This is a genomic window from Opitutus sp. sgz309028 (genome assembly GCF_059821195.1).
Genome location: NZ_JCAMRR010000004.1, coordinates 384,438 through 406,206, shown reverse-complemented (window position 1 = coordinate 406,206; position 21,769 = coordinate 384,438). Strand labels below are relative to the sequence as shown.

Annotated in this window: 20 protein-coding genes; 7 read left to right on the top strand and 13 right to left on the bottom strand. The window is 65.3% G+C overall.

The features are described from left to right. Nucleotides 1–5: 5 nt before the first annotated feature. On the bottom strand, nucleotides 6–1,313 hold the full coding sequence (locus tag AC6RV7_RS17410) for a mechanosensitive ion channel family protein (RefSeq protein ID WP_500095309.1): 1,308 nt from the start codon (nucleotides 1,311–1,313) through the stop codon (nucleotides 6–8). Between the two features lie 145 nt (nucleotides 1,314–1,458). Between AC6RV7_RS17410 and AC6RV7_RS17405 the strand changes: the two genes are divergently transcribed. Continuing rightward, nucleotides 1,459–2,439, top strand: coding sequence for a TerC family protein (locus AC6RV7_RS17405; protein ID WP_500095308.1), 981 nt, complete (start codon nucleotides 1,459–1,461; stop codon nucleotides 2,437–2,439). 139 nt (nucleotides 2,440–2,578) lie between these two features. Here AC6RV7_RS17405 and AC6RV7_RS17400 read toward each other — a convergent pair whose 3' ends face one another. The 4 genes from AC6RV7_RS17400 to AC6RV7_RS17385 form a co-directional block, all read right to left on the bottom strand. Continuing rightward, the gene (locus tag AC6RV7_RS17400; RefSeq protein ID WP_500095307.1) at nucleotides 2,579–2,983 is read right to left on the bottom strand and encodes an Hsp20/alpha crystallin family protein; all 405 of its coding nucleotides are present in this window, start codon (nucleotides 2,981–2,983) and stop codon (nucleotides 2,579–2,581) included. Between the two features lie 40 nt (nucleotides 2,984–3,023). Further along, entirely contained in the window at nucleotides 3,024–3,476 is a 453-nt protein-coding gene (locus AC6RV7_RS17395; protein WP_500095306.1) for an Hsp20/alpha crystallin family protein, read from the bottom strand. A gap of 380 nt (nucleotides 3,477–3,856) precedes the next feature. Then, on the bottom strand, nucleotides 3,857–4,996 hold the full coding sequence (locus AC6RV7_RS17390) for a YncE family protein (protein ID WP_500095305.1): 1,140 nt from the start codon (nucleotides 4,994–4,996) through the stop codon (nucleotides 3,857–3,859). A gap of 39 nt (nucleotides 4,997–5,035) precedes the next feature. After that, a complete protein-coding gene (locus AC6RV7_RS17385; RefSeq protein WP_500095304.1) occupies nucleotides 5,036–5,947 on the bottom strand; it encodes a DUF1259 domain-containing protein in 912 nt (303 codons plus the stop codon). Nucleotides 5,948–5,996: 49 nt separating this feature from the next. On the opposite strand from AC6RV7_RS17385, the gene AC6RV7_RS17380 reads away from it, so the two are divergent. Together AC6RV7_RS17380 and AC6RV7_RS17375 are read left to right on the top strand one after the other, a co-directional pair. Continuing rightward, nucleotides 5,997–6,914 carry a chromate resistance protein ChrB domain-containing protein gene (locus tag AC6RV7_RS17380; protein WP_500095303.1) on the top strand — a complete coding sequence of 306 codons (918 nt, stop codon included), beginning with the start codon at nucleotides 5,997–5,999 and terminating at the stop codon, nucleotides 6,912–6,914. Between the two features lie 202 nt (nucleotides 6,915–7,116). Then, a complete protein-coding gene (locus AC6RV7_RS17375) occupies nucleotides 7,117–8,280 on the top strand; it encodes a MalY/PatB family protein (RefSeq protein WP_500095302.1) in 1,164 nt (387 codons plus the stop codon). A gap of 21 nt (nucleotides 8,281–8,301) precedes the next feature. Here the strand turns inward: AC6RV7_RS17375 and AC6RV7_RS17370 are convergent, their stop codons facing one another. Beyond that, nucleotides 8,302–10,581: a PAS domain-containing hybrid sensor histidine kinase/response regulator gene (locus AC6RV7_RS17370; RefSeq protein WP_500095301.1), complete on the bottom strand. Its 2,280-nt coding sequence runs from the start codon at nucleotides 10,579–10,581 to the stop codon at nucleotides 8,302–8,304. A gap of 93 nt (nucleotides 10,582–10,674) precedes the next feature. Further along, nucleotides 10,675–11,130, bottom strand: coding sequence for a response regulator (locus AC6RV7_RS17365; RefSeq protein ID WP_500095300.1), 456 nt, complete (start codon nucleotides 11,128–11,130; stop codon nucleotides 10,675–10,677). A gap of 242 nt (nucleotides 11,131–11,372) precedes the next feature. Here AC6RV7_RS17365 and dusB point away from each other — a divergent pair, with 242 nt between their 5' ends. Beyond that, nucleotides 11,373–12,476, top strand: coding sequence for a tRNA dihydrouridine synthase DusB (dusB, locus tag AC6RV7_RS17360; RefSeq protein ID WP_500095299.1), 1,104 nt, complete (start codon nucleotides 11,373–11,375; stop codon nucleotides 12,474–12,476). A gap of 20 nt (nucleotides 12,477–12,496) precedes the next feature. Beyond that, complete coding sequence (locus AC6RV7_RS17355; RefSeq protein WP_500095298.1) at nucleotides 12,497–13,171, top strand: MarC family NAAT transporter; 675 nt, start codon at nucleotides 12,497–12,499, stop codon at nucleotides 13,169–13,171. Nucleotides 13,172–13,177: 6 nt separating this feature from the next. On the opposite strand, the gene AC6RV7_RS17350 is transcribed toward AC6RV7_RS17355, so the two are convergent. Next, on the bottom strand, nucleotides 13,178–13,816 hold the full coding sequence (locus AC6RV7_RS17350) for a hypothetical protein (protein WP_500095297.1): 639 nt from the start codon (nucleotides 13,814–13,816) through the stop codon (nucleotides 13,178–13,180). A 705-nt stretch (nucleotides 13,817–14,521) separates the two neighbouring features. Here AC6RV7_RS17350 and AC6RV7_RS17345 point away from each other — a divergent pair. Then, nucleotides 14,522–14,785, top strand: a complete 264-nt coding sequence (locus AC6RV7_RS17345; RefSeq protein WP_500095296.1) for a hypothetical protein — start codon at nucleotides 14,522–14,524, stop codon at nucleotides 14,783–14,785. Nucleotides 14,786–14,882: 97 nt separating this feature from the next. After that, nucleotides 14,883–15,785, top strand: a complete 903-nt coding sequence (rarD, locus tag AC6RV7_RS17340; RefSeq protein WP_500095295.1) for an EamA family transporter RarD — start codon at nucleotides 14,883–14,885, stop codon at nucleotides 15,783–15,785. Here rarD and AC6RV7_RS17335 read toward each other — a convergent pair. The 5 genes from AC6RV7_RS17335 to AC6RV7_RS17315 all read right to left on the bottom strand — a co-directional run bounded on the left by AC6RV7_RS17335 (nucleotide 15,782) and on the right by AC6RV7_RS17315 (nucleotide 21,758). Then, a complete protein-coding gene (locus AC6RV7_RS17335) occupies nucleotides 15,782–16,252 on the bottom strand; it encodes an FKBP-type peptidyl-prolyl cis-trans isomerase (protein ID WP_500095294.1) in 471 nt (156 codons plus the stop codon). The genes rarD and AC6RV7_RS17335 overlap by 4 nt on opposite strands. Nucleotides 16,253–16,284: 32 nt before the next feature. Continuing rightward, on the bottom strand, nucleotides 16,285–16,944 hold the full coding sequence (locus tag AC6RV7_RS17330) for a uracil-DNA glycosylase family protein (RefSeq protein ID WP_500095293.1): 660 nt from the start codon (nucleotides 16,942–16,944) through the stop codon (nucleotides 16,285–16,287). 30 nt (nucleotides 16,945–16,974) lie between these two features. Further along, nucleotides 16,975–18,201, bottom strand: a complete 1,227-nt coding sequence (locus tag AC6RV7_RS17325; RefSeq protein WP_500095292.1) for a DEAD/DEAH box helicase — start codon at nucleotides 18,199–18,201, stop codon at nucleotides 16,975–16,977. 120 nt (nucleotides 18,202–18,321) lie between these two features. Next, complete coding sequence (locus tag AC6RV7_RS17320; RefSeq protein WP_500095291.1) at nucleotides 18,322–18,687, bottom strand: RNA recognition motif domain-containing protein; 366 nt, start codon at nucleotides 18,685–18,687, stop codon at nucleotides 18,322–18,324. A 299-nt stretch (nucleotides 18,688–18,986) separates the two neighbouring features. Beyond that, nucleotides 18,987–21,758, bottom strand: coding sequence for a response regulator (locus tag AC6RV7_RS17315; RefSeq protein WP_500095290.1), 2,772 nt, complete (start codon nucleotides 21,756–21,758; stop codon nucleotides 18,987–18,989). Nucleotides 21,759–21,769: the final 11 nt, after the last annotated feature.

Here is a 21,769-nt window from a genome sequence, read left to right as displayed (position 1 = left end):
GCGGTTTACGCGGACGGGGTCGGCGGTTGCCGGTCGTAGCTCGCCGCGATCTTCTGCATCGCCTCGCCTTCGAGATGAAGGGTCTGGGTGGGAAAGGCGAACGACAGCCCGCGGGCGGTGACCGTGCGCATGATCTGCAGATTGATGCGCTGTTTCGCGTTCATCGCCGCGATGAAGTCCGGTCCGGCGCATTCGTAGACCATCCAGATGTCGAGCGAGGAGGCGCTGAGGTCGCGGAAAAAAACGATGATGCTGCCGGGGTCGACCTCGGGCTGCGCCTTGATGATGTTGCGAATCTCCTCGACCATCGCCGCCATCTGTTCCGGCGAAGTGTCGTAGGTGAGGCCGATCACTTGTTCGAAGCGGCGGCGGGTGAAACGCGAGAGATTGGTGATCGTTTCGCCGGCCACGGTCTTGTTGGGGATCACCATCAGGGATTTGTCTGACAGCCGGATGCGCGTGGAGCGCACGCCGATGTCCTCGACCGCGCCGACGTTGCCCTGGATCTTCACGACCTCGCCGAGTTTGAACGGCTGATCGACGGCGACGACGACGGCGCCGAAGATGTTGGCGAGCGTGTCCTGCGCGGCGAGGGCGAAGGCCAGGCCGCCGATACCGAGACCGGCGAGAATCGCTTTCACGTCGTAGCCGAGGCTCTGGATCGTGAGGAGCACGCCGAAGATGACGAACACCGTCATCAACGACTTCTTGATCCAAGGCATGAACGCCGCGATTCCGAGCTGGCGGTTGCGGGCGATCTCGCTGCCGTGATCGAGCACGGCCTGAAACGCGCGCCAAAGGATCCAGAAAACGGCGATGGAGAAGGCGACGCGGGAGCCGTAGCTGATCGCCTGGTCGGCCGCGGCGCTGAGTTTCAGCACGCGGAGGGCGGCGAAGATGCCCACCAGCATGATGAAGGCGGACACCGGAGCCTCGAGGGCAGGAAAGAGCTTGTCGTCCAGGGTCGTGCGGGTGCGCGACGCGAACCGCTTGAGAAGAGGAAAAAGAAACAGGGTCACGATGCGCCGGGCGAGCAGCGCGATCACCAGGAGCACCGCAGCCACGGCGTAGTGCGTGGCGGTGTTGCCGCTGGTGCGCACGTTGAAAATCCCGAGGATCGCGTCGACGAGATGTTCGAGGAAATCGGGTGTTTCCGGCCGGGCGTTGCCGGACGCGACTGCGGCGGCAGCCTGGGTCTTCGTTGCCTGATCGGCGGCGGAGGATGCCGGTGCATCGGCTTGGGCGAGCAGCGGGGCGGCGCTGCCGGCGAGAACGGCGATCCAGAGCGAAAAGATGGCGAGCCTCTTCATCATGTCTGGCGCGCACTAAACGGCGCAGCGTCTTCAAGTCAAAGGGTTAGGACGAGGCCCGGCCGCCGATGGAACGATCTCCCGGTGTTTCCAAACGGAGAAGTCCCCGCTTGCGCGGCGCGCGCTGAGCGAAGCATGTTCTGCCGCCATGCTGCCAAACCTCATGTTTGCGTTGACGGATGCGATGCCGTTGTGGGCGTGGATCGGATTCTTCATCTTCATCGCCGCGATGCTCGCGCTCGATCTGGGGGTCTTTCAGCGCCACTCGCATGAAGTGAAGATGAAGGAGGCGCTCGCGTGGTGCGGCGTGTGGTTCGCGCTGGCGATGACCTTCAACGCCGTCGTGTGGCATTGGCGCGGCGCGGAGCTCGGGCAACAGTTTCTTGCCGCCTACCTGATCGAGCTCTGCCTGAGCATCGACAACGTTTTCGTTTTCATCCTGATCTTCGCCTACTTCAAGGTGCCCGCGAAATGGCAGCATCGCGTGCTCTTCTGGGGCATCATCGGCGCGGTGGTGATGCGCGCCGTGTTCATCCTGGTCGGCGTGAGCGTGATCCAGCGGTTTCACTGGGTGCTTTATTTCTTCGGCGCGTTCCTCGTCTACACCGGCATCAAGATGGCGCTGCCGAGCAAGAGCGAAGTCGACGTCGATCCGAATCACAATCCGGTCGTCCGGCTCTTCCGGAAGCTTTATCCGGTCGCCGCGGAAAACGTGAACGGCCATTTCTTCACCCGGCAGGGCGGACGCTTGATGGCGACGCCGCTGTTCATCGTGCTGCTGGTGGTGGAAACGACGGACGTGGTGTTCGCGCTCGATTCGATTCCGGCGGTGCTGGCGATCACGAAGGACGGCTTCGTCGCGCTGACCTCGAACATCTTCGCGATTCTTGGACTGCGTTCGTTATATTTCGCGCTGAGCGGCGTGATGCAGCTGTTCCGTTATCTGAAGATCGGACTCGCGGTCATCCTGTGCTTCATCGGGGTGAAAATGCTGATCGAGCCCTGGGTCGATATCACAACGGCGGTGTCGCTGGGGGTGATCGGCGGCGTGCTGACGACGTCGGTGTTGCTGTCGGTGTTGATCAAAGAGAAAGCGCCGGCGCCGCGGCTGCCCGAAGGAAACCGCTGAACCGGACGCGCCCGGCGCCCTGCCGGCCAGCGCGCGGCAGGTGCAAAGAAAAAGCCCGACACCGTCAGATGTCGGGCTCTATGTTTTTGGCGCGGCGCGCGACCGGCTTGCGATCACGGCCCCACCAAAGCGTTCGCGGTCAGCTCACCGCGATCTTGCGCGGCTTGAAGGCCTCGGCTTTCGGCAGCGACACGCGCAGGACGCCATCGCGCAGCTCGGCCGCGATCTGGTCGGCGTTGATGGCGTTGTCGTGCGTCAGCACGAGTTCGTAGGTCGCGTCGTTGGATTCCCGATACAGGGAGGTCCAGCCTTCCGGCTGCTTCCAAGCGCGGCGGCCGACGAGACGGAACTCGCCCGGACCGGCGGTGATTTCCAAGCCGTCCTTGCTGACGCCCGGAAGATGGACCGTCACGCCGTAGGCGTCGTCCGTTTCCTTGATTTCATAAACGGGCTTCACGGTCGGGCCGAGGTCGGCTTGAGCGGAGCCCTGCCGGCGTGCAGGCAGCCGGCCGAGCGAGGGAATGAGAGCGTTGATCAATGACATGGTTCTTGAAGTTGATGGTTTGGGTTGCGGGAGCGCGGGTTTATTTGACCGCGACGGTGATCTTCTTGGGCTTCGTTTCCTCGCGCTTCGGGAGGGTGACGGTGAGCACGCCGTTCTCGTAGGCGGCGCTGACCTTGTCGGCCTGCACTTCCTCCGGGATGTTCACAGAGCGGCTGAGTGAGAACGACTGCTCGCCCTCCGCCTCGGTGGTTTTGCGCGACGCCGTGATGGTCAGATAGTCCTCGACCATCTCGACATTGATGTCGTCACGCGTGACGCCCGGGAGCTCGGCGCGGACGTAGGTGTTGTCCTTGTCCTCGTAGAGATCGACGGGGAAGTTCGACGCGGTCGCCGGATCGGCGAAGCTGCTCAACGCATTTTCGAACAGGCGGTCGATCTCGCTCTCGAGGCCGGACCACGGGGATTGCGACAGGCGGCCCAGCAACGTGGCGGGGCTGCGATACGCGGGATAGGTATAGCGAACGATTCTCATGATTGTATTCTGGTTGTGATGGGTGTTCTCCCGCAGGGGCGGGTGTTTCGGTGCGCACGCTATTGCATGGCGGATGCCGGATCGGCGCGCCCCGCAAGTGACGTTGCCGCGACGAATTACGTTTAGCGCGCAAAACGCGGTGGGAACGAACGTCCCGCTCTGTGCCAGCGGAGGCGGGAAATTTTTGCGCAGCGTGGAGCGAGAATCACGCGCGGCTTTGAATATTACGCTCGGTCCCCAACGACACGCTCAGCTCCGGGCTTAGAATCACGCTTGGTTTCGGCCACCGAGCGAGGGCCGCCGGGCTCACGCCAACACGCGAGTGGGGCCACGATGTTACTGACGTGGGCGGGCAAAGCGCTCATTCCCGTCATCCCCAGTTAGCGCCCGTCGAGCTTGGCGGATGTCTTCTGAGTTGGATCCTGCGGATCCCGATTTGTTGAAAACGGATGTTTTTCGATTTCGGCAGGTGTGGTCCCAAGCGTGGCCGGTGGGGGAATGTTTCGCGTCCGTTTGCCATGACGGATGGTCGCGTGGCGCGGAGCTGGTATCGGTGAAACGAGGTAGTCGCGAATCTCTGCGGGATGATCGCCGCGGCGGGGCACCGCCAGATACAAGTGATCAGCATGCAGGAAACAGGTGCGGGCCTTGGGCTCGGTTTTGACGGACTCTTTGAGCGCGCAGCGCCCGTCATCCGACACCGCGAACACGTCGATGAACCCCTCCCCGCATGAGGCGTAGAGTAGCCGCCGGTTGGAGTCGAAAAACAGGTCGTCGCAGTCGCCATGGAGCGCGAGCTTGGTGACCACCGTGCCGGTCTCCGTGTCGATAACCAGAAGCCGTGCCGGCATCCGGCATCCGACGAACAGACGCTGGCCAGCCTCATCGAGAGCCATGGGAAAGTTTCTTGCTGCCAGTCCCAGCGACCAGTTGGCGACGACCGTGTGCTTGTCCCGGTCCACAACGACGATCTGGTGGGCACCCGGCACGTTCACGAATGCGCGACGGCCGCCCTCCTCCAATTGGAAGGACTCGGGGTGCCCGTCCAGCTTGGTTTCGGCCACGACTGTATCGTTGGTCGTATCAACCGCACCGAGCGCACCGCGGCCATGCCCGACATAGAGCCTCTTGGTGGAGTCGTCGTAGCGGACATTGTCCGCATCGTTGTCCAGTTTGACGACGCCAGCCGCAGCCCAGGTCTTGCCATCATAGATGCGGAGCGCGCCATCGCCGCCGTTGGCGACATAGAGCTTTTGGTTGTTCGCGAGATAGTAGAGGCCTTGGGGTTCAGCCAGGCCGGTGATCGAATGAATGACCTGTCCGCGGCCGAGATCCACCACCTCGACACTGTTGTTGCCTAGCGCGGCTACGAACAGGCGCTGGTTCACGGCGTCGATCGCGAAATGGTCAATCCGCCCCTCGACGTGGGGGAGCAGGATCGACCCCGCGAGGGTGAGATTTGGCGCGGCCCCCGCGTTCGTTGCAATAACCAGCGCCGCCACGCATACGATTGCGTTCATGGGTAGTCGAAGTCCGCCCGGATACCCCGGCGCCCCGAGTCATTTCACCTGCGCCACACGATCCAGCGCCGCTTTCAACTGGGTCGCCAGTTCAGGGGCACGGCCGCGCCCCCAATAGTGCAGAAACAGCATGCGAGGTTTTTCGCCGGTCATGTGACTGTGGATCGCGACCACGTTGATGCCTGAGTCGGTCAGAGATTGGAGGGCGGGCTGCAGTTCGCCTTCCGTCACGGCGAAGTCACCGTCCACGACGGCGTCGTCATCGGTCCCGGCAAATGCCGCCCAAGTGTTCACGCCCATGTCCGCACCAACCTCACAACCGCAGTCCATTACGACGGAGCGGCCGATAACGGCCTTCGCCATCCCGTTGTTCGCCTGCAGCTTCACGCCGAGAATCTTTTCTATCGCGACCGCCGTGATGTGGCTCTGGGCCGGCAGCGGGCCAAGACTGAAGGATCTGGCCGGTTGCGGGACTGCGGTTCGCACCGACCTTACGGCGTCCAGCAGCGACCGCACGCCGCCGGCCAGCTTGGCGAGGTCTCCTTCACCGCCGATATGCATGAAAAAGACTTTCGGCTCGTCATAGAAGAAGTGGTTGTGCAAGGCGGTCACCGTCAGTCCGTGGGACAGGGCCGCCTTCATCACGGGCGCAACCTCGTCCTGGAACAGGACGAAATCTCCCATCACCATTAGGTCAGCGGATCGTCCCGCAGAGAAGGCCGCCCATGAAGTAAGCCCCATGAAGGGCGGCATCTTCCATCCATCGACCACGATGGGAACGTCGGTGCGCGGCGAAGCGATCTTGAATACGCCGGCATGGGCGGAGCCTTTCAAGCCGGTGACGGCTTCGATCTGGGCCGAATCGAAGCCGAGTTCCGCGGACCACAGGGGGCGCGCCACGAGGGTGGTCCCGATAACGCTGAGAACAACCAGTCGTTTTAGGGATAACATATTGACGTATATGTAACACATATTACACCAGAAAATAATATAACATCCAATGACTGACTGGATCCTTTTCCTTTATGCCCTGCCCGCGGGCCGCGGTTCCCTGAGGGTCGGCCTATGGCGCAACCTCAAGAAACTCGGTGCCCTGCAGCTGAAGACGTCCGCCTATTTGCTGCCTGACACCCCCACACACTACGAGCGATTCCAGTGGCTGGCGCAGCAGCTCCGGGATGGCGGCGGAGACGCCACGTTGATCCGGACTTCCGACATCGAAGGCCTGACTGCGGAAGAGATCCACGGCTTCTTCAACGAGGCCCGCGCGGCCGACTACGCCGAGCTGAATCGCGATCTGACGGCTCTGCTCCGCGCCAACCGACGCAAGGTCGGCGAAAACTTCGCTCCGTCGCTTGAGAAGCTCCGCGCCCGCTTTGCTGGTATTGAGCAGGTGGACTTCTTCGGGGCACCGGCTAAGCACGACACCTTGGTGCTGCTCCAGAAGCTGGAGCGGCTCGATCAGTCTGAGTCTGTGCCCGTAGCCCGAGTCCGCCGAAGCGAATTTCAGGGACGCACTTGGCTGACCCGCCCCAAGCCCGAGGTGGACAGGGTCGCGTCTGCCTGGCTCATCCGGAGGTTCATCGACCCGAAGGCGAAGTTTGTCTTCGCCACAAAGGCGGCGGCCTTCCCCGAAGCAGTGCCCTACGACATGCTCGACGTGGACTTCACCCATCACGGCGACGATTGCACCTTCGAGATCTTGCTCAAGCGCTTTGCCCTGGAGGAGAAGGCCCTCAAGCGCATCGCTGAGATGGTGCATCAGGCGGATCTGCAGGACGGGAAATTCGCTGCCGTGGAGGCGGCCGGAATCCATCAAGTGCTGCGAGGGTTGGCGAAGCTCGGCTGGTCGGACGAAAAGATTCTCGAGTATGGGTTCACTACCTTCGATGCGCTTTACGAAGTGCTGGCGAAGTAGCCCGGCCGGGTTGGATGGAGGTTCTTGGCCATTCGCCGGCATCAGGGCGCTGAAGTGGTCCTGACGTGCCTCAGCTGAGTTTTGTGGATGTGAGCTCGATCATAGAGCCGAGCGTCATTCGATCCACGGCGACAGAGGGCGGTCCCGCTGACAGGGATGTGAGTTGCGGCGGGGCGAGGCGCTGCGACAGTGAATCCCTTCCATGAATTTCGACTTCGACACGGTGACGGATCGCACCCGGACCGATTCCCAAAAATGGCAGAAATATGCCGGTCGCGACGTGCTGCCGATGTGGGTCGCAGACATGGATTTCAAAGTCGCCCCGCCGATCGTGGAGGCGCTCCACCGCCGCGTCGACGAGGCGATCTTCGGTTATGCGCGTCCGGTGAAGTCCACGGTCGAGGCCGTGGTGGAGATGTTCCAGCGCCGGCATGGCTGGACGATCGATCCTGCGTGGATCGTGTGGCTGCCGGGCCTCGTGGTCGGCTTGAACGTCACTGCGCAGGCCTTTGCCGAGCCCGGCGACGAGGTGCTGACGCTGACACCGGTTTATCCGCCGTTCATGACCGGCCCACGCAACAGCGGCCGCTCGACGGTGAAGGTCGATTTCGCGCTGAACGCGCGCGAGCGCCGCTGGGAAATCGACTGGGACGCGCTTGAGCGCGCGGTCACTCCGCGGACGAAACTGTTTTTCCTGTGCAACCCGCATAACCCGATCGCGCGCGTGTGGCGTCGCGACGAACTCGAACGACTCGGCGAGTTCTGCGTGCGGCACGATCTCGTGCTGTGCTCCGACGAGATTCACTGCGACCTGATCCTCGACCCGGCACTCTCGCATGTGTGCACCGGCGTGTTGGGCGGCGAGATCGCGCGGCGGACGATCACGCTGACGGCGCCGAGCAAGACCTACAACATCGCGGGCCTGGGCACTTCGCTGGCGGTGATCCCGGACGCGGCGCTACGGGCGCGTTTCACGCGCGCGGCGGCGGGGATCGTGGCGGAGGTCACGCCATTGGGTTATGCCGCGTGTGAGGCGGCTTATCGTGACGGCGAGCCGTGGCGGCAGGAAGTCCTCGCGTATCTGCGCGCGAATCGCGACACGCTCGTGGACTTCGTGGCGGGGGAGTTGCCGGGCGTGACGATCGAGGCGCCGATCGAGGCCACCTACCTGGCGTGGCTCAATGTCTCTGCGCTCGACCTGGCGGATCCCATCGCGCACTTCGAGGCCCACGGCGTGGGCTTGAGCGAAGGGACGTATTTCGGTTCGCCGCGAGGCCGGCACGTGCGGCTTAATTTCGGATGTCCGCGTGCCACGCTGCTGGAAGGTTTGCAGCGGATGAAGCGCGCCCTCGCGGCGCGGACCTGAGCGGGGCGGAAGCGGCTCCGCCTAGCCGCGCGAGGTGGGGCGAAGCGCGTGTTGCACGGCGGAAATGAGGGCGTCGCGCGTGATCGGTTTGGGCAGGAGCGGCACCTGCAACCGTCGCGCGACCTCGTCGTATTCGCCGGCGCCGGCCATGCCGCTCATCACGAGAATCGGCAGATCGGGGCGCAGCGCGCGCAATTCGCTCGCGAGCGCAAAGCCGTCCTTGTCCGGCATCGTCACGTCGGTGAGGACGACGCCGGTTTCGGCGGCGTGCCGGCGATAGGAGGCGAGCGCTTCGTCGCCGGACGACGCGACTCGCACCTGATAGCCGCTGGCGCGCAGGAGCATGGCGAGGATTTCGCGCACGGCGGGCTCGTCGTCGACCAGCAAAATGCCTTCGCCGTCGCCGTTCGCCACCTCGGAGGTCGGCGGCGCCTCGGGCGCCGTCGCCGCGGCGGACCCGAGCGCCGGCAGATAAAGGCGAAACGTCGTGCCGCGCCCCGGTTCGCTCTCGACGGCGATGCAGCCTTGGTGGCCCTTCACGATCCCGCGCACGGCGGCGAGGCCGAGCCCGGTGCCCTTGCCGATTTCCTTCGTGGTAAAAAACGGATCGAAGATGCGCTGCACGATCTGACGGTCCATGCCCTCGCCGTTGTCGGAAAGGGAGAGCACGACATGCGGCCCGGCCTTGATCTCATGCAACGCGGCGGCGGCCGCTTCGGAGATGTGTTCGTTGACGGCGCGAAGCTGGATGTGGCCGCCGCGAGGCATCGCGTCGACGGCGTTGATGCACAGGTTGACGAGCACCTGCTTCAGCTGGATCGCGTCGCCGGAGATCGACCAAAGCTCCGGGCCGGCCACGAGGTCGATGCTGACGGAGCGGGGGAGAATCTGGCTCGCGAAACCGACGAACTCGTCGAGCAACGAGCGAAACGAAAGCTCCACCGGATCCCCGGCGGCGCCGCGGGCGAACGCGAGGAGCTGGCGGATCAATTCGGCGCCGTGCTGGGCGCTGGCGCGGATGGAGGCGACGAAGCGCCGCGACTCCGGATCGGTGACCGTCGGCTCCAGCAGATCGGCGGAGGCGAGAATCGGGACGAGGACGTTGTTGATGTCGTGCGCGATCCCGCCGGCGAGGATGCCGATGCTTTCGGTGCGCTGCGCGCGCAAAAACTGCGCCTCGAGGCGCTTCTTCTCGGCCACGTCGGTGTTGATGAGGAGGAAGCCGGCGGCGGTGCCATCCTCGGCTTGGACGAGACTCCATCGGCTCTGCATGATCAGGTCCGCGCCCTGACGCGACCGTTGGCGCATCTCTCCCATCCATTCTCCGTAGAACAAGGTCGCCCGGCGCGCGGCGTCGGCCTGCGCCTTGTCCTCGTGCAACAACTCGTCGACGGTGCGGCCCAGTGCCTCTGCGGCGGGCACGCCGTAGATGCGGGCGGCGCTCTGATTCCAGAACGTGATGCGATCGCTCATGTCGCGCATCAGGATCGCATCCTGCGCGCGATCGAGCAGCGCGGCCTGCTGGCGGATGCGCTCGACGTCGGCGCGGCGCTCGGTGACGTCGCGCGCGACGACGAGCACCTGGCGGACGGAGCCGGACGGATCGCGGACGACGGTGTTCTGGGCTTCGACGTGGCGGACGGCGCCGCCGCGGCCGACGAGCCGGTATTCGAGCCGGCGGGCGATCCCGGTGCGCACCGTTTCACGAAACGCCTCGTCGACGAGGATCCGGTCCTCGGGGTGCACATCGTCGAACGGGTTCTCCGCAGCGGACTCGCGGGTCCGGCCCATGGCGGCGTTGTAGGCCGGATTTCGATACACGCAGCGGCCGGAGCGCTCGAGCATCAGGATGAGATCGGCGACATTTTCCGTGATCTGGCGGAAACGCTCGCGGCCTTCCAGCAGCGCGTCCTCGGTGCGGCGGAGTTGTTCCTCCTCGGCGGCGCGGGCGAGGGCGTTGCGGATGGCGGGGACGAGGCGCGACGGCCGGTCCTTGATCACGTAATCGGTCGCGCCGCGGCGCAGCGCTTCGATGGCGCGTTCCTCGCCGATCGTGCCGGAAAGAAAGATGAAGGGCTTGGCCGGGCATTGTCGCCGCGCGATCTCGAGGGCGGAGAGACCGTCGAAGTCGTGCAGGGTATAATCGGATACGATCAGGTCGAAGTTGCCGTGGGCGAGGGCGGTTTCGAACTGCGCGCGCGTCGACGCATGCTCGATCCGGCAGTCCGGGTATTCCCGCGCGAGCCGGTCGGCCACCAGCTCCGCGTCCGGGGCGGAATCTTCTAGATGGAGGATGCGCATCGAAAATGCGGATACGAGGAAAGTGCCGGGGTGGGCGGGGACGTTTCCAGCGGCGACCCGACGCGGACCGGCGGTTCGCGCGCCGGCGCGGGATCAGGGCGAAGGGGCCGTGGCTTGCGGAGGAGGCTCGTTGTGGATCGTCCAGAACGTGCCGAGCTGCTTCACCGCCTCGATGAAGGAGTGGAAGTCGACCGGCTTCACGACGTAGGCGTTGATGCCGAGCCGGTAGCTGCTGACGATGTCCTGCTCCTCGCGCGACGACGTGAGCATCACGACCGGCGTGGTGCGGAGATTTTCGTCGCCCTTGATCTGCCGCAGCACTTCGAGACCGTCGACCTTGGGCATCTTCAAGTCGAGGAGCACGAGCACGGGCGCGCCGGCGGGCCGTTCCGCGAACGGGCCGCGCCGATACAGGTAATCGAGCGCCTGTTCGCCGTCGTGCACCACATCGATCTGGTTGGAAAGGTTGTGTTCAGAAAACGCAGCGAGCGTCATTTCGACGTCTTGCGGGCTGTCTTCGGCCAGAAGGATGCGTTTGGGAGTGCTCATGAAACAAGACGGGGGGATGGCTGGAAGAATCTCCGCCGGGTGGACGCCAAAACGTTTTTGCCGGTGCTTGTCGTGTCAATCGGAGGCGGGGCTGCGTGCCCGCGCGAGTGCTTCATTTGCAGCGATTTTACGAGGCATCGGGCGGATTACCGATGATTCTCCAACGCGCAGCGGCACACCCTGCGTTGATGCGGCAACGCGCTTGAGGTTCGCGGCGGCGCGCGCAGGCTGGCGTTCGCGTCATGCGCATCGGTCCACACGTCCTCGTTTCCAATCTCTGCCTGTCACCGCTCGCGGGTTACACGAACCTGCCTTTTCGCGTGACCTTGCGGGAGCTGGGCGGGTTGGGTTGGGTGACGACGGATCTCGTCAACGCCCGCTCGCTGCTGGAGCGCAATCCCACTGCGCTGAAGCTCGTCGCCAGTTGCGCGGAGGACCGGCCGATGTCGATTCAGCTCTTCGGCAGTGTCGCCTCCGAAATGCGCGATGCGGCGCGGATGTGCGAAGACCTGGGTGCGCAAGGCGTCGACATCAACATGGGTTGTCCGGTGCGCAAGGTGGTGAAGATCGGCGGCGGCTCCGCGATGATGACGGAGCTGGCGCAAACGGCGGCGTTGGTGCGCGGGATGATCGGCGCGGTGAAGATCCCGGTGACCGCGAAGATGCGGCTCGGTTGGGACGACGAGAATTTGACGGCGCCCGAGCTGGCGCGCGTGCTCGAAGAGGCCGGCGTCGCGGCGGTGTTCGTCCACGGTCGCACCCGCGCGCAGGGTTTCAGCGGCACGGTCAATCTCGACGGCATTCGCGCGGTGGTGGAGGCGGTGAAAACGATCCCCGTCATTGGCAACGGCGACGTGACGACGCCGAAAGCGGCGAAGCACATGCTCGAGGTTACGGGGTGTGCGGGCGTGAGCATCGGGCGCGGGGCGTTTTACGATCCTTGGATTTTCCGTCGCACGCAGCATCTGCTCGCGACGGGGGAGTTGTTGCCCGAGCCGGCGTTCAACGAACGCGTTCGCGTGCTGCGCCGGCATTTCGAGCGCTACTGCGAGTTCTATGGCGAGGAGCACGGTGCGCGTCTGTTTCGCAAGGTCGCGCCGTGGTATGCGAAGCGGTTCGGTCCGTCGAAATTGTTCAAGCAGCGGATCATCACGATCGCGTCGCGGGCGGATTTCGAGGCGGCGCTCGCGGACTACCTCGCGTGGCGCCAGGAGTTTTGCGACGAGCGCGGCGAACTGCTGCCGAAGTTCGAACCCGCGCCCATGGTGGCGTCGTTCATGCAGCCGGCCGGCGCGCTCGAGCGCACGGCGATTCCCGTGCCGAAGGGCCCGGTGGAAGTCTGGTAACGCACGAACCGGAGTCCGCGATGCTGACGGCGAGTCGATTCTGGGAGTTGATTCTGGGGACGGTCATCGCGCTGCTGCCGGTGATCAACCCGCTCGCTTCGGCGCCGACGTTCCTCGCGATCACGGAAGGCGACACCCGCGAGCGCCGGCGCCAACAGCTCCGCATGGCGTGCATCTACATGGTCGCGATTCTCGTGAGCTTCCTGGTGGGCGGCACGTTCATCATGAGCTTCTTCGGCCTGTCGATTCCGGGTTTGCGGATCGCGGGCGGGCTGCTGGTGGCGGGCATCGGTTCGTCGATGCTGATGGGGCCGCCGCGGACCTATAACGACGATCATGCCCAGGCCGAGGCGCGCGCGAAACGCGATGTGTCGTTCTCGCCTCTCGCGATGCCGATGATGAGCGGCCCGGGCTCGATCGCGGTGACGGTGGGATTCACCTCGCTCGCGTCGACCTGGCTCGATTACGTGGCGATCATCGTCGGGATTTTGATCGTGGCGGCGATCACGTATGTGCTGCTGGCGCTGTCCGAACGCGTGGTGCGCGTCATCGGCGTCAACGGCATGAACGCGCTCTCGAAGGTGATGGGTTTCATCATCCTTTGCATCGGGATCCAGTTCGTGGTGAATGGCGTCCTGGAGATCGTCACCGATCCCGCGGTCGTGCGGGCCATCCGATCGGCGGCCGGACGGTAACGCGGTTCAGTAACGACGTTCGACGACGGCGCCGGAGCGATCGCGGAAACGCAGCGTGCCGGCATCGCGATCGATTCCGTCGAAGACGATGCCGAGCGCGGCATCGACCTCCTGGCCGGCACGCACGGTGCGGCCATTGATGAGCGCGCGAGGCGGATCGCCGTTGAATACGCCGTTGATGCGGGCGTTGGCTGCCCAGGTGCGAAAGGCGGGACTGGCGTCGCCGACGACGTCGGAGTTGACGGTGGTGGCGGTGACGCCCGGCGCGAGCTGCGAGGTGGCGGTCACCACTTCGGGCGCGGCGGTTGGGGGGGGCGTCGGGGTGTTGAAGCGCGCGTCGGGCGCTTCCTCGCCGGCGGCGAGGGCATCGACGCGGTTCTGTTCGTTGGTGCGACGGGCCTCGACCGCATCGCGGGCCTTGTCGATGGCCTGGGCGGGCGCGTGCGCGAGGGCGTTGAGTGTGGTGGAGGGTGTCGGGCCGGCGTTCGCGGGCGCGGCGGGCGCAGGCTTCCTGGCAACGGGAGCCGGAGCCGGCGGCGTCGCGTCGTCGAGGAAGAGGAAATAGCCGGCCCCGGCGGCGGCGAGCAGAGCCACCACGGCGGCGAGCGCGAGGAGCTTGCGGCTGCGTTGGGGGCGTGGGGCCACGGGAGCGGGACTCACGAGCGCCTCCTCGGCCACCGATGCCGGAGCGCGCACATGCGGCACCGGTGGCGGCGGTGGCGGAGCCTTTGATTCCGGGGGCGGCGGAGCCACGACGGGAAACGGCGGCGGTGTGTTGGGCTTCTTCGTCGGCGGTGGTGGCGGAGCTTCGGAAATCGGAGGCGCGGCGGGTGGCGGCGGACTGGGCTGAGCGGAGGGCGCCGCCGGAGCGGCGACCGCGGCATCGGCCGGACGGAGCTTGAGCTTGAATTTGGGTGCTTCGGTCGCCGGGGGCGATTCGGGTGGCGGCGTGGCGCTCGCCGCGTCGGTGGCGGGCGTCGACGCAGGGTCGAGTCGCAGGGGGGCGGATGCGGACGGGTTATGGGCTGGCGCCGTTTCGGCGGGGGAGGCCGGGGGAGGAGGCGTCAGCGGTTCGATGGGCGTTTCCGCGGCGGGGACCGGATCGGTCAGCGCGAGTTTGGGCTTCAGTCGGAGCTTGGACGGCGGGGTGGATTCGGCCGGCGTTTCGGAAGCGGGTGGCGGCGAAGAGGGCGGTGGCTCGGACTCCGGTCGAGCGCGCGGGCGCAGGCGGAGCGGAGGGGGCGTGGATTCGTCGCTCATGCCCGCATGCAAGCAAGTCGCTCGGCGCCACGAAACCAAAAAGATTCACTCGCGGTCCACTGTTCGCTCACTCACGTTCACTGCCCGCACATGAAATTGAAGTCCACGCTCCTGCTTGCCCTTGGGGTCCTCGTGCTGATGCCGGCGACCGGCTGCAATCTGTTTCGCAAATCCAAAAAGCCCAAGGAAAACCCGAACATCGCGGCGGACGTGGAAACGAATTTCCGGGAGCGCTGGATGGATCGTCGGGTAGCGGAATTGACCGCGCAGGGCGTGGAAACGGCGGCGGCGCACGAGCAGGCGACGATCGAATTTCGCGAAAAATTTCCGCACTTGGTGAAGAAAGTGAAGTAAGCAGGCGCCGCCGCCGACCGACGCAGCAACCTGCGCGGGTGGACGGCACAGCGGCCGCCGCGTTGACGGTCACGGGGCGCTCGCGCGAGCCTGAGGGATGTCCTCACCTGAAACGTCTTCGGCGCGACGCGGGGCGCTGGCGGCGGCGCTCGGCTACCTCTCGTGGGGATTGTTTCCCCTGTTCTGGAAACAGCTGGCGGCGATCGACGCCACGGAGCTGATCGCACACCGGCACGTCTGGTCGCTGCTGTTTGTGATCGGGGTGATGGCGGCGACGGGCGCGCTGCGGGAATTGCGCCTGGCGCTGGGTTCGCGGACGGCGCTGGGGTGGCATGCGCTGAGCGGCGCGCTGCTGACGGTGAACTGGCTGGTGTTCGTGTGGGGCGTGAATCACGGGCACGTGATCGAGGCGAGCCTCGGCTATTTTCTGGTGCCGCTGGTGAATGTGGCGCTCGGACGTTTCGTGCTGCACGAGCGGTTGCGACGGCCGCAGTGGATCGCGATCGGCTTCGCGATCGCGGGCGTCACGACATTGCTGATACAGCTCGGTTCGCTGCCGTGGATCGCGCTGTCCCTGGCCGGGACGTTTGGCTTTTACGGCTTGATCCGGAAAAAGTCGCCGTTGGGTGCGCTCACAGGTTTGGGCGTCGAGACGGTGATCATCGCGCCGCTGGCAATCGCGTTTCTGGCCTGGCGGCAGCACACGGGCGCGGGGGCATTGGGGCAGGCCACGTCGGCCGAGCATGCGCTGCTGCTCAGCACGGGCGTGGTGACGGCGGTGCCGCTGCTGTTGTTTGCCTATGGCGCGAGGCGGATCCGGTTCACGACGCTCGGGCTACTGCAATATATCGGGCCCACCGTGCAATTTGTGCTCGGGGCGTGGGTGTATCGCGAGCCGTTCACGGCCGAACGGCTCGCGGCCTTTGCGCTGATCTGGTGCGGTCTGGCCCTCTACACGATCGACAACGTGTGGACGCAGCGCCGCGGGCCGCGGGTTTAGTCGCCCCCGATGGTGACGAGCTCCATCTCGAATACCAGCGGTGCGTCCCGCGGGATGTCCGGAGCGCGGCCGCGGGAACCATAGGCGAGCTCGCCCGGAATGATGACGAGGCGCTTTTCGTGGAGCTTCATCGCGATGAGGATCTGGTCCCAGCCCACGATGACATCGCCGCGTTTGACGCGAAAGGTGAGCGGCTCCTTCGGGGCGAGCCGTTCGTCGAACTTTTTTCCATCGAGCAGCGTGCCGACGTAATACACGCCGACGCGATCGCCGCTTTGCGGCGACGGCCCGGAGCCTTCCTGCAAAATGAGATAGCGGATCCCGGTGCTGGTTTTCTTCGTGCCGGGCCATTTCTTTTCGACGTAGTCGAGCTCGTCGGGGGTAAGGCGTTCGCGCTGGGCGTGCAGCCAAGGGGCGCTGAAGGCGAGAACCGCGAGGAGAAAAAGGCGCAGGAAGGGGTGAGCCATGACGCGCACCGGTTTACCGGCAATCGCGCCGATTACACGGATTTTTTCACGGCGGGATGGGCGGCGATGCGGGCGAGGGCCTGGTGCAGGAGCGTTTTGCCGGGCTCCATCCGGTGCCAGGGCGAAGCGCCGGACGGGTGCGGGAGCGGGATGCAATCGATCGTCCGGCCCCGCCGGGTGATGGTAAAGGCTTTGCCGATCGTGTCGTTCAACGGGGCCGGCGGGAGGAATTGCGAAATGGCGAGTTTGCCGACGGGCAGGACGAGCTCGGGTTGGAGCAACGCGAACTCGCGATCCAACCAGTGCGAGCAACGCGCGATCTCGTCGGGATTCGGCACGCGATCGCCGCCTTCCGGACGTTTGCCGGGAAAACAACGGCAGACCGCCGCGAAATAGATGCGATCGCGCGTCTCGTCCTCGGTCCACCCGAGTGCGGCGTGGAACCACTTGAACAGCGTCTTGCCGGCGGTCCACGCAAACGGGCGGCCAAGCTTCGGCTCCTTGTCGCCGGGCGCCTGGCCGACGAGGAGCACGCGGGAAGCGACGGGTCGGCCGACCACCGGCGGCCTAAACATGCCGGGGCAACGGGTGCAGGCACGAAGCGCGGCGAGGTGTTCTTCGATGGCGGCGACCGAGGGCATTTGGGCCTCGGTGTGGCAGAGCGTCCGCGCCGGGACGATGCGAAAAAGCATTCAATCCGGCGCGGCTGCGGGTAGCGCGGATCAGCGGCGCCCGCGGTAGCGGTTGAAGCTGCCCTTGTGGCGGATCTGGCCGGGGAGACTGCCACGCGTGCGCGGCAACTCGGGCTGGCGGTCGCGGGCGGTGATCGGCTTGTAAGGAAAGCCTTCGAGCCGCAGCTCGGGAATCTTGGCGCCGATGAAGCGCTGGATGTCGCGGATGTCCGCGGCGTTCTCCGGCGTCACGAGCGTGAACGCATCGCCGACGGCCTGGGCGCGACCGGTGCGGCCGATCCGGTGCACGTAGTCCTCGGGGTTTTCGGGAACGTCGTAGTTGATGACATGCGTCACGCCGGCGACGTCGATGCCGCGGGCGGCGATATCGGTCGCGACCATGATCTCGTATTTGCCGGATTTGAAACCGGCGAGCGCTTCGATGCGCTGGTTTTGCGAGCGGTTCGCGTGGAGGACGGCGACGGAGTGATTGGCGGCCTTCAGTCGGCGGGCGATCTTGTCGGCGCCGTGTTTGGTGCGGGAAAAGACGAGCACGCTGTCGAAGTCGGTTTTCGCGAGCAGCGCGACGAGCAGGTCGAACTTCTGCTCGTGCGCGACGGGATACAGCGCGTGGTTGACGGACTCGTTGACGGAGCGGTTGACGCCGACCTCGATGCGGGTCGGGTTGCGGAGCGCGAAGGACGCAACCGCCTGGATCTCGGGCGGCACGGTGGCCGAGAAAAACAACGTCTGCCGTTCACGCGGACAGCGGTTGATGATGTCCTTCACCACCGGGAGGAAGCCCATGTCGAGCATGCGGTCGACCTCGTCGAGGACGAGCACCGTGATGTCCTGCAGGCTGACGGTGCGATCCTTCAGGTAATCCAACAGCCGGCCGGGCGTGGCGACCATGATGTCAACGCCGCGCTTGAGTTCGGTGCGCTGGAGGCCGTAGCCGACGCCGCCGAAAATCGCGACGGTGCGCAGATCGGTGAAACGGGCGAAGTCGCGGAAAGAAGTTTCCACCTGGGCCGCGAGTTCGCGGGTGGGCTCGAGGACGAGGACGCGGGGCCGGGGGTTGTGCCGGCCGAGCCGGGAGAGAATCGGGAGTGCGAACGCGGCGGTCTTGCCGGTGCCGGTTTGCGCGGAGCCGATCAGGTCGCCGCCGCCGAGGACGACGGGGATGGCACGCAGCTGGATGGGCGTCGGGTCGGTGTAGCCGGCGGCCTGGATGCCGCGGAGGATCGGTTCGGAGAGTTGAAGAGCTTTGAAGGGCATGGCGGGCGCGCGGCGTCGGACAACGGGCAGCAGAGAGACAGGGAACAGAAGGAACAAAAAAGGACGGAGCCCACAAGGAGCTCCGTCCTTCAGAAAAATCAGCTCGTTAGACCGATTCGATTAGTAGCGACGCTCGCCGCGATCGCGGCCACCGCCGAAACCACCGCGGCCACCGCCGCCGCCGAAACCACGGCCACCGCCGCCGCCGCCGCCGAAGCCGCCACCCGGGCGTTCTTCCTTGGGACGGGCTTCATTGACCGTGAGCTGACGGCCACCGAGATCGGTGCCGTTCAACTTTTCCGCCGCGGACTTGGCCTCATCGGCGGTGCCCATGGTGACGAACGCGAAACCGCGCGGGCGGCCGGTCATCTTGTCCATGGCAACATAGACGTCGGTCACCGAGCCGAACTGGCCGAAGGTGGAGCGGAGCTCGTCTTCGGTGGTTTTGAACGACAGGTTTCCAACGTATAGCTTGGAGTTACTCATTACTGATGTCTCGTAGATCCATCGTCTGTTGCCAGTCCGTTCCCACCGTGGGTTTCGAAATCATCACTTAAGCCAACGCTCAGCCTACGACTCACCAGATACTGTCACCTAACGCTTTCTCTAACGATGCGCGGAAGAAGGCATGAGCCCCCGTTAAACGCAAGGGAATTCGGGATTTGGCAGACGCGACGCGAGGCCGTGCGCTATCCCAAGACAAGCGGTCGCACGCAGTTGGGTGAGTGGCGGGGAATCGCCCGATGCGATCGCCGGGGCCTCGCGATCGCGCCGCGGCCGTTGCGTCACGCAGCGGGGTGGAGCAGACGGAAGACCGTCGCGAGCAGCGTTTCCGGACCGTAGGGCTTCGAGAGAAAAGCGTCGGCGAACGAAGGGCGTGCGGCGGGTCCGGAGGTCGATCCGGAGGGCGCGAGGCCGCTGACCATGATCACCTTGACGGCGGGGTTCAGCCGGCGCACGAGCGCGGCAAGGGCGTCGCCGTCGACGTTCGGCATGCTCATGTCTGTCACCACAATTCGGATATCGCGGTTGCGCGCGGCGAACAGCGCGATCGCCTCCGCGCCGTCGGCCGCGGTGAGCACCCGGTAGCCGTGGCGCGCGAGGATCGCCGCGGACATGTTGCGGATGTTCGGCTCGTCGTCGACGACCAGTACGAGCTCGCCGCCGCCCGGTGCGACCGGTGCGGCGGCGATCGTCGCGCCGCTGCCGACGCCCGTTTCGTGCGCGGGCAGGTGAATGCGAAACGTGGTGCCCTGGTCCTGCGCGGTCGCGACGGTGACGAAGCCAGCGTGGCTGTCGATGATGCCGCGGACCGTCGAGAGGCCGAGGCCGGTGCCCTTGCCGGATTGTTTGGTCGTGAAGAACGGTTCCCAGATATGGGCGAGCACGTCGGGCGGGATGCCGGTGCCGGAATCCTGTACGTGCAACACGAGGAAGGCGCCGGGACGTGCCCCGCGGATCTCGCTGGCGAGGTGTTCGTCGAGAAGAAGATTCTCAGCGCGCAACATGAGCGTGCCGCCGTCGGGCATGGCATCGCGGGCGTTGACGCAAAGGTTGAGGAGAACCTGGTGGAGCTGCGTCGGATTGGCTTTGACCGGCCAGAGATCGGAGGGGATCGAGTCCTCGAAGTGAATCGATTTGGGGAACGTTTCCTGGATGAACGCCGCCACATCGCGCAACAGATGCTTCGCCTGCACGAGGCGGTGTTCGCCTTCGGCGCCATGGGCAAAACCGAGGATCTGCCGGACGAGCGCCGCTCCGCGCTCGGCGCTTTTCTCGAGCGTGCCGATCATGCGCAAGTCGCCCGGGTCGGTGATGTGGTCCCGGAGCATAGGCGCGGCGAGCAGGATCGGGGCGAGGATGTTATTCAGATCGTGCGCGATGCCGGCGGCGAGCATGCCGATGCTCTCCAAGCGCTGGGCGCGGAAAAACTGCTCCTCGATCCGTTTGCGGGCCGTGATGTCGGTGGCGATCGAGAGGCGTCCCTGCGGCCGGCCTTGTTCGTCGCGCAGCACGGTCACGCGGCTGGCGAGAATCAGTTCCTCGCCTTTCCGGTTCTGAAGACGGACCTCGCCGTGCCATTCGTCGCCGGTGTCCGCGGCGCGTCGGGCAGCTTCTACCTCGGCCAGCGCTTTCGGTCCGAAGAGATCGCGGTCTTCGCGGCCGATCGCCTCGGTCGCCGTCCAGCCGAGGAGGCGTTCGGCGCTTTGATTCCAGAAAATCACCCGATCCGTGCGATCCGTGATGACGATCACGTCGCTGGCTTTGTTGAGAATGCTCGCCTGATCGCGAATCTGGCGCTCGATCTCGTAGCGGCCGAGGCAGATCGCGGCAATGTGCACGGCGATCTCGGTGAGCTGTCGCTGGCGGGGATTCGGCGCGACGGGCTGCTTGAGATAGGCGGCGAAGGTGCCGAGGATCCGATGATGGGCGTCGAAGATCGGCGTCGACCAGCAGGCGCGGAATCCGTGTTGGAGGGCCGCTTCGCAATAACCCTCCCACAGCGGATCGGTGGCGATGTCGGTGACGATCACCTCGCTGCGGCGGTGCACTGCGGTGCCGCAGGCGCCGGCGGCGGGACCCACTTTGATTTCACCCAGCAAGGCCCGATAGCTCTCCGGCAGTCGGGGCGCAGCGCCCTGGCGGAGGGTGAGACCGTTTTCCTCCAGGAGGAGAATGGAGCAGAACATCTCGGGGCACTGGCTCTCGATGAACCGCAGCAGCGCGAGCAGCGTGTCGTTCAGCGGTTCGCCGCCGGCGAGCATTTCGAGGACCTGGTTCTGGCCATTGACCAGGGCTTCGTTCTGCTTCTGCCGCGTCACATCGCGCATGACGGTCGAGAAATAGTCCACCGATCCCTGCGGGCTGCGATGGGCCACGATGACTTGGGAAACGGGGGTGACGCGGCCGTTGCGGCCAAGAATGAGATTCTCCCCGGTCCACGTGCCCTCCTGGGCGGCGGCGTGCATGTGCTCGCCGAGAATCTGCGCGGCGCGCGCGGGGGGGTGGAGGTCCTGCACGTTCAGCTGGGAGAGATCGAGGCTGGGAGGTAGTTCGAGCATCTCGCGCGCTGCGCGGTTGAGGTAGAGCACGCGGCCGTCCGGCGCGGCGAGGCCGACGAAGTCAGGACTGTTTTCCAGCGTCGCAGCCAGCCGTTCGCGATCGAGCTCGATCGCGTGCATGCGCTTGCGCTGATGGCTCTCGCGCAAGGCCCGCTGCATCGCGGCCGTGAGCCGCTTCATGCGGTCCTTGAGCACGTAATCGTGAGCGCCGGCATGGAGCGCCTCGATCGCGCGGTCCTCGCCGATGTTGCCGGAAACGAAAATGAACGGGATTTCGGGCCGGATTTCCCGCGCGATCTGCAGCGCCTCGGTGCCGTCGAACTGGCCGAGGGCAAAATCCGACAGGATAAGGTCGAAGTCTCCGCGACGGATTTCCTCACAGAACGCCTGGCGCGTGGCGACGAGGGTGATTTCGGACTCCGGCCACTCCTCCCGGAGGAGCAGACGCACGAGTTCGGCATCGCGGGGATCGTCTTCCAGGTGGAGAATTCTCATCGCGCGCGGGC